Origin of the sequence: Brochothrix sp., from assembly GCF_017549435.1 — a bacterium.
Lineage (GTDB): Bacteria > Bacillota > Bacilli > Lactobacillales > Listeriaceae > Brochothrix > Brochothrix thermosphacta.
The window spans coordinates 1-6977 of record NZ_JAFYUW010000134.1; the positions used below are offsets into that span (position 1 = coordinate 1).

The following is a 6977-nucleotide window of genomic DNA, read 5'->3' on the forward strand; positions in this document are numbered from 1 at the left end:
ACAAAGTTAATGAAGAGAATAAGTTTGGTGACGATAGCAAAGAGGATACACCTGTTCCCATCCCGAACACAGTAGTTAAGCTCTTTAGCGCCGATGGTAGTTGGGGGTTTCCCCCTGTGAGAGTAGGACGTTGCCAAGCAAACGAAAACACCTGAAAGGGTGTTTTTTTTGTAGCTTTATAAAAAAAATAGTGAAGAGCAGATACACATTAACAATAGCTGTTCTCAGTGAACGCTATAATTATAGGGGTAAATATGCTAAAATAAGGATAAATAATAAATGAGTTTGAGGTGGAATATTTGGTGAATTTTGATGTTGTTGTTATCGGAGGCGGCCCTTCGGGTTTAATGGCTTCGATTGCAGCGTCAGAGCAAGGGAAAAAAGTTTTACTTATAGAAAAAGGACATAAACTAGGGCGTAAACTAGTGATGTCAGGTGGTGGCAGATGTAATGTTACAAATCGCTTGCCAGTAGACGAAATAATTAAACACGTTCCGGGAAATGGTCGTTTCTTATATAGTGCATTTGCGATGTATGATAACGAAGATATAATTAGTTTCTTTGAATCAGTGGGTGTAGGTCTTAAAGAAGAAGATCATGGTCGCATGTTTCCGACAACGAATAAGTCACGAGATGTATTAGAGGCATTAGCGCAACGAATGGAAGAGCTAGATATTACTATTTGGCAAGATTGTCCTGTGAAAAAAATACACTATAAAAATCAAACCATCGATTATGTTGAGACAACTCGAGGAGATAAAGTATACACTCCTAATGTTGTTGTGTCTGTCGGTGGCCAAGCTGTACCAAAAACGGGATCAACTGGCGATGGTTATGCTTGGGCTAAAGAAGCCGGGCATAAAATTACGCCACTTTTTCCAACTGAAGTTCCAATTTTATCGGATGAACCTTTTATTTTGGACAAAACGTTACAAGGTATTTCATTAAGAGAAATAGATTTAACTGTGTTGAATCCTAAAAATAAAGTCGTTGTCACTCATAAAATGGATATGATTTTCACTCACTTTGGTATATCTGGACCTGCGGCATTAAGATGTAGCTCTTTTGTTATTAAAACAAAAGAAAAATACAAAGTAGATACAGTTACAATGAAATTAGATCAGTTTCCCGATTTGAAATTAAAAGATTTAGAAGAAGATATTATGCAACGCGTTAAAAATGATCCTAAAAAACAAGTGAAAAATGCATTGAAAGGGTTAATACAAGAACGTTTATTACTATTTTTTATTGAGCGTTTAGAAATTGATCCAGAAGAGATGTGTGTGGCAATATCTCCTAAAAAATGGGTGCAGCTAGCGAGTGTCTTAAAAGATTTCCGTTTTGTTGTAAAAGGTACCTATGACTTTGATAAAGCATTTGTAACTGGTGGTGGTGTATCTGTTAAAGAAATTATTCCTAAAGAAATGCAAAGTAAGAAAATTGCAGGTCTTTATTTTAGTGGTGAAATTTTAGATATTCATGGCTACACAGGTGGTTTTAACATTACTTGTGCGCTTGTTACAGGACGTTTGGCAGGTTATCATGCTGGAACGCGTGATATAAGTGTAATTGATGAGGAGAGTGTTGATAATGAATGAGCGTGAATTATCACAACGCTTAAAAACAGTTGTGGATTATTTCCCAGAAAAAGCAAGAGTTGCGGATATAGGTTCTGATCATGCATACTTACCATGTTATGCAATAATTGAGAAGAAGGCTGTGTTTGCGATAGCTGGTGAAGTTGTTGAGGGACCTTATCAATCTGCGTGTACACACGTTCAAGGTCTTGCACTCACAAAAGATATTAGCGTTCGTAAAGGTAATGGATTAGCAGTTATAAATTCAGAGGATAAAATTAATACAATTGTTATTGCTGGAATGGGTGGCCCGCTGATACGTTCAATACTAGAAGCAGAACCACAACGTTTAACAGACAACATGCGTTTGATATTGCAACCCAACGTAGCGGCAAATTCGATCCGAGAGTGGGCACAACTCAATCAGTATCAAATTATATCTGAAACTATTTTAGAAGAAGATGAAAAAATATATGAAATTCTTGTACTTGAAAAAAGTGCAACGACAGTTTCTTACAACACCAATGAAATAAAATTTGGTCCATTTTTACAAAATGAAAAATCAACAACATTCATAAAATTTTGGAAGAGTGAACGAACTACATTACAAACAATCATTAAACGAATTGAAAAAGGCAGTCAAAATGAAGCAAGCCATGCGAAAATTACAACTTTACAGCAGCGCATTCAGGAGATTGACGAGGTGTTAGCATAATGGTAACAGTGGGTGATATTGTAAAAAGTATGGAACGTATAGCACCACCAGAACTTAAATTAGGGAAAGACCCGATTGGTTTACATATTGGTGATGAAATGCAAGTTGTTACAAAGGTGATGGTAACGTTAGATGTTTTAGAAACTGTTGTTGATGAAGCAATTGCTAAGGGTGTAAATATGATTATTGCGCACCATCCGTTACTATATGTACCAATTAAAAATATTGATACAAGCACATCACGTGGACGTTTGATTGCGAAACTATTGAAACATGATATCGCAGTTTTTGCTGCTCATACTAATTTAGATGTAGCAGAGGGCGGTGTTAATGATATGTTGGCACAGTCTTTAGAATTACAGTCTATCACCTATTTAGAGAAAACAACCGAGCGTTATCAGGTTGATTATGGTATTGGCCGTATTGGTGAATTAGCAGAAGTGACGACTGTTTCTGCTTTGAGCGAACAAGTCAAAAAATTATGGGACTTGCCAGGTGTTCGTTTTATTGGTCCAGCTGATCGCGAAATTAAAACAGTCGCAATCCTTGGTGGTGATGGTAACAACTACATTCGCACAGCAGCGTTATCAAAAGCAGACGTTTTAATTACGGGGGATATCTATTACCATCTAGGGCATGATGCAATGGAATTAGACTTTCCCGTAATCGATGCCGGTCATACCATTGAAAAAATTATGATTAACGGTTTAATTACACTCTTGCAAGAACAGCACTCAATTAGTTTTATTGCTTCTCAAGTGGATACCAATCCATTCAACTATAGATAAAAACGAAAGATGAGGTGTCCGAGAATGTCGGCGAATTATTTATCAGTAACATTATTGACAGGTTATATTGCTCGAAAATTCAGTTCGGATCCTTATTTAAAAAAAGTATATGTTCAAGGTGAAATTTCGAACTTCAAACGCCAAGCAAGTGGGCATCTTTATTTGACGATAAAAGACGAGAAGGCTCAAATTAGAGCTGTGATGTTTGCAAAAGCAGCACAAAAAATTAATTTTCAACCAGAAGATGGAATGAAAGTTCTGATACAGGGACGTGTTGATGTTTTTGAGCGCGGTGGCAACTACCAATTTTACGTTGAAGATATGCAACCAGATGGCGTCGGGGCATTATTTGTGAGGTTTGAACAATTAAAAAAGAGTTTGACAGAGCAAGGTGTTTTCAATGTATCACATAAATTAGTGTTACCCACCTACCCTAAACGCATTGGTGTTATTACTTCTCCAACTGGAGCAGCGGTGCGTGATATTATTACAACATTAAAACGTCGTTCTCCACAAACAGAAATCGTACTTTTTCCAGCGGCGGTTCAAGGCGATAAAGCGATTGATGAAATCAGTCATCAAATAAAGCGCGCAGGGGTATTCTCGCCAGAGATTGATGTGCTTATTGTAGGTCGTGGCGGTGGTTCTATTGAGGATCTGTGGGCGTTTAACGAAGAAAAAGTTGTACGTGCTATCTATGAATCACGGATTCCTATAATATCTGCTGTGGGACATGAAACGGATACAACGTTGAGTGACTATGCGGCTGATTATCGAGCGCCAACACCCACTGCTGCAGCGGAAATAGCAGTAAGACAAACGGTTGATATCTTAACAAATGTACTGACAACTCAACAACAACTTGCACAATCAATGAAACATATCATTGCAATGAAAAATCAACGTTTACTTGTTCATCGTAATGCTTTAGCGGCACATCAACCGCAACGTATCATTGAACAAAACTATCAGCGCATAGATAACTATAAGCAGCGTTTAAGCAATTTGTTAGAAGGTAAAGTAAGCCAACAAAAATTTGCCTTAGAACGTGTTAATTGGCGTTTATTACAAGCTAGTCCGGCTGATAGAATTCAACGATATCATGAAAAATGGGAAAATCAATCACAGCAACTGACCAAAAACTATCGTAAACAAATAGATGATAAACGCTTAGCGCTTGCACATGTGGTAGAGAAAATTGAAGCAGTAAGCCCGATGCAAGTCATGAAACGTGGTTTCTCTTTGATTGAAACACAACAGCATAAAATGGTTAAAAGTGTAGAAGAAGTCGCTATTAATGAAACGCTTCAGATTCGTCTGAGTGATGGTATAATTAAAGCAACAGTAACTGATAAGGAGATGGCATCTAATGAATGAGGAAACAAATGTAACGTTTGAGGAAGCAATGATACAGCTTGATAATGTTGTCAAACAATTAGAAAATAATGAAATTGGCCTCGAAGAAGCAATGAACCTTTATCAAAATGGTGTGAAATTAGCGGCACTTTGTGAGAAACAATTAAAAAATGCAGAAGAAAAAATGGTACAACTTGTGCAAGCTGATGGTGAAACAACTGATTTTGAAATGAAGGAGCCAGAAGCATGAGTTTTGAAACCTTTTCAAAAGAAAGTAAAGTTAAATTAGACCAAGCACTTGTAAAAACAATTGAAACATTACAAAATGTTGAATCACGCCACCAAGAAGCACTAAAGTACTCGTTATCCGCAGGTGGAAAACGCATTCGTCCACTGCTGTTATTAGCAACATTTGGTTTATTTGAAAAAGAACTAGATAAAGCAATGATACCTGCGATTGCGATGGAGATGATTCATACGTATTCGTTAATACATGATGATCTACCAGCGATGGATAATGATGATTATCGCAGAGGTCGCTTAACAAGCCATAAAGCTTTTGATGAAGCCACTGCTATTTTAGCAGGTGATGGTTTATTGACACTAGCATTCCAACTTTTAGCAGAAGCACCAGAAATAGATGATACAACTCGAATTAAGCTCATCCAGCTCTATGCTCAATCTGCAGGTCCCTCAGGTATGATTAGTGGGCAGCAAGCTGATATAGAGGCTGAAAAAACAACGGTATCGTTGGAAGCTTTAGCTGAAATACACAGTCAAAAAACAGGCGCCTTATTAACGGCAAGTGTTTGTAGCGGAGCTATTATAGGCAAAGCAAGTTCAGATGAGTACAGAATCTTAGAGGAATACTCTAAGAAAATCGGAATCGCCTTTCAAATTCAAGATGATATTTTAGATGTCATTGGTGATTCTAAAAAAATGGGTAAAAATACAGGTGCAGATCAAGTACTCAATAAAAGCACCTATACATCTTTGTTAACGTTAGAAGGCGCACAAAAAGAGCTAGCTAACTATACATCAGAGGCGTATGAATTACTGTCGCAGTTACATCAAGATACAACAAACTTAGAAGCACTAACGGCTTTAATTGCTGAACGCGATGCATAGAGAGATAAGGAGTTGAATAAACACAATGGGAGCGTACCAAAAATGGTTAACACCAGAACAATTGAAAGTGGCGTCTTTTGAAGAACTTACACAGCAAGCAAGCGCTGTTCGTCAATTTTTAATTGAATCTCTCGCAGAGACAGGTGGTCATTTGGCACCAAATCTTGGCGTTGTTGAATTAACTATTGCGCTTCATCGTGTGTATACAAGTCCTAAAGATAAATTGATTTGGGACGTAGGTCATCAAGCTTATGTTCATAAACTTTTGACAGAGCGAGGCAATCATTTCCATACGTTACGTCAATGCGATGGTTTAGATGGTTTTCCTAAAAGAAGTGAATCGTTACATGATGTTTGGGAATCTGGTCATAGCTCAACATCATTATCTGCTGCAAGTGGCTTTGCGATTGCTCGTGACTTATTCAAACAATCACATGCGATTGTCCCAATTATAGGTGATGGTGCCTTAACCAGCGGACTCGCTTATGAAGCTTTGCAAACAATCGGTGATAAACAGTTAAATATAACCATTGTACTTAACGACAATGGTATGTCGATTGCACCTAATGTTGGCGCACTCCATAAGATGTTACAAAGCATTAGAACAAAACCGTTTATTCACAATATGAATGATGCAGAGGGAACTGCTCCTTTTTTTGAATCGTTAGGATTAAAATATATTGGTCCGATAGATGGTCATGATATTCAGTCGCTAAGTTATTTTTTAGAAAAAAGTAAACAGGTAGAGGGTCCAGTTATTTTACATGTATTAACCGTTAAGGGTAAAGGTTACTTACCAGCCGAAGAAGACCAACGTGGTATCTGGCATGGTGTAGCTCCATATGATATCGCAACGGGTAATCTAAAAACTATCGCTAAAATGCAAAATTGGTCAGAATTTATTAGTGATACTTTAATTGATTTTGCACAGCAAGACGAGGCGATTGTTGCGATAACACCTGCAATGAGTGTAGGATCACAGCTAGAAAAATTTCAACGTCGTTTTCCTAACCGCTTTTTTGATGTCGGTATTGCCGAACAACATGCGATGACGATGGCTGCTGCAATGGGAATGAATGGCTTAAAACCATTTGTATCAATCTATTCTACTTTTTTACAAAGAGCTTATGATCAGCTGATACATGATGTATGCCGTCAATCCACCAATGTTTTTATTGGTATTGACCGTAGTGGTTTAGTTGGAGCTGATGGTGAAACACATCAAGGTATTTATGATGTATCTTTTTTAATGGCCGTTCCCGATTTAGTGGTAATGATGCCCAAAGATGCAGCCGAAGCGCAAGTTTTAATGCGCACAGGTTTTGCTTATGAGGGGCCCATTGCTATGCGTTACCCAAGAGGTTATATTGATCATGCGCCATTAAAAGAAACAATAGCGACGGTTCCAATTGG

General features: G+C 37.8%; 7 protein-coding genes and 1 rRNA gene. All 8 read left to right on the top strand.

Annotated elements, in window-relative coordinates; genetic code table 11:
* Window positions 1-23 precede the first annotated feature (23 nt).
* Window positions 24-139: ribosomal RNA gene (rrf, locus tag IKV95_RS09040) — 5S ribosomal RNA — on the top strand.
* A gap of 163 nt (window positions 140-302) precedes the next feature.
* A complete protein-coding gene (locus IKV95_RS09045) occupies window positions 303-1598 on the top strand; it encodes a BaiN/RdsA family NAD(P)/FAD-dependent oxidoreductase (protein ID WP_287451692.1) in 1296 nt (431 codons plus the stop codon).
* Complete coding sequence (locus IKV95_RS09050; protein ID WP_029091142.1) at window positions 1591-2292, top strand: tRNA (adenine(22)-N(1))-methyltransferase; 702 nt, start codon at window positions 1591-1593, stop codon at window positions 2290-2292. The genes IKV95_RS09045 and IKV95_RS09050 overlap by 8 nt, the downstream gene beginning before the upstream one ends.
* Window positions 2292-3080 carry a Nif3-like dinuclear metal center hexameric protein gene (locus tag IKV95_RS09055; RefSeq protein ID WP_029091143.1) on the top strand — a complete coding sequence of 263 codons (789 nt, stop codon included), beginning with the start codon at window positions 2292-2294 and terminating at the stop codon, window positions 3078-3080. The genes IKV95_RS09050 and IKV95_RS09055 overlap by 1 nt, the downstream gene beginning before the upstream one ends.
* Window positions 3081-3104: 24 nt before the next feature.
* The gene (gene xseA / locus IKV95_RS09060) at window positions 3105-4457 is read left to right on the top strand and encodes an exodeoxyribonuclease VII large subunit (RefSeq protein ID WP_029091144.1); all 1353 of its coding nucleotides are present in this window, start codon (window positions 3105-3107) and stop codon (window positions 4455-4457) included.
* A complete protein-coding gene (gene xseB, locus IKV95_RS09065; protein ID WP_029091145.1) occupies window positions 4450-4686 on the top strand; it encodes an exodeoxyribonuclease VII small subunit in 237 nt (78 codons plus the stop codon). The genes xseA and xseB overlap by 8 nt, the downstream gene beginning before the upstream one ends.
* Window positions 4683-5564: a polyprenyl synthetase family protein gene (locus IKV95_RS09070; RefSeq protein ID WP_029091146.1), complete on the top strand. Its 882-nt coding sequence runs from the start codon at window positions 4683-4685 to the stop codon at window positions 5562-5564. The genes xseB and IKV95_RS09070 overlap by 4 nt, the downstream gene beginning before the upstream one ends.
* A 25-nt stretch (window positions 5565-5589) precedes the next feature.
* Window positions 5590-6977, top strand: a 1388-nt coding sequence (locus IKV95_RS09075) for a 1-deoxy-D-xylulose-5-phosphate synthase (protein ID WP_287451693.1), incomplete at its 3' end; no start/stop codon positions are given.

Coding starts and splice junctions, on each gene's coding strand:
- IKV95_RS09050 (WP_029091142.1), top strand. CDS start 1,591: ATGAATGAGCGTGAATTATCACAACGCTTAAAAACAGTTGTGGATTAT.
- IKV95_RS09055 (WP_029091143.1), top strand. CDS start 2,292: ATGGTAACAGTGGGTGATATTGTAAAAAGTATGGAACGTATAGCACCA.
- xseA (WP_029091144.1), top strand. CDS start 3,105: ATGTCGGCGAATTATTTATCAGTAACATTATTGACAGGTTATATTGCT.
- xseB (WP_029091145.1), top strand. CDS start 4,450: ATGAATGAGGAAACAAATGTAACGTTTGAGGAAGCAATGATACAGCTT.
- IKV95_RS09070 (WP_029091146.1), top strand. CDS start 4,683: ATGAGTTTTGAAACCTTTTCAAAAGAAAGTAAAGTTAAATTAGACCAA.